Annotated in this window: 1 protein-coding gene; it reads right to left on the bottom strand. The window is 66.2% G+C overall.

What is annotated here, in order from left to right:
* On the bottom strand, nt 1-761 hold a 761-nt coding region (locus C1877_RS15060; protein ID WP_147274579.1), incomplete at both ends, for an amidohydrolase family protein.

Here is a 761-nt window from a genome sequence, read left to right as displayed (position 1 = left end):
TCGGCGAAGTTGCCCACCTCCACCGAGCCCATCTTGTCGTCGTCGTGGCTGAAGAACGCCGCGTTCTTCGTCCACATGATGAGGGCCTGGATGGGCGTGACCTTCGACTCGTCGCCCTTGGAGAGCGTCTTGCCCGTGGTCTCGTCCAGGCGCGTGACGGCGTAGTACATGCCGAGCATCGGGCTGGGGGAGACGACGGGAGAGTCGGAGCTGCCGCCGGCCAGGATGCCGTTCTTGAACATGAGGCCCGGCGACTGGAAGCGCTCGACCTGCTCGGGCCAGAACAGCGGCTCCTCGCCCATCTGGGACACGAGGGTGGGCTGCAGGCACACGCCCACGCCCAGCTCCTTCATGATGGGCCACTGGTCCTCGTAGGGCAGCTGGTAGTGGATCAGGTAGTGGCGCAGCTCCTTCACCGGGCGGATCTTGTTGGCCTCCTGGAAGGCGTGCAGCGCGCGGTCCTCGCTCGCGTCGCCGATGGTGTGGATGCCGAACTGCCAGCCGAGCTCGGTCGCCTTGCACACCAGCGCGTCGATCTCCTCCTGCGTGTAGATGGTGTCGCCGTAGAAGCCGGGGCGCTGGCGGTACTCGCGCCGGCTCATGGCGGCGGTGAACGCGGCCGTGATGCCGTCGAGCGTGACCTTGCAGCCGTTGAGCTTCAGCATCTCGTCGCCGAAGCCGGTGACGCAGTCCATCTCCTCCAGGCGGCGCAGGTTGTCCTCGAAGGAGCCGAACTGCGGGTCCAGGTAGAACATGAGGTT

It is taken from the genome of Gordonibacter pamelaeae, assembly GCF_003340385.1.
GTDB lineage: Bacteria > Actinomycetota > Coriobacteriia > Coriobacteriales > Eggerthellaceae > Gordonibacter > Gordonibacter pamelaeae.
This window is presented reverse-complemented; position numbering and strand designations above follow the sequence as displayed.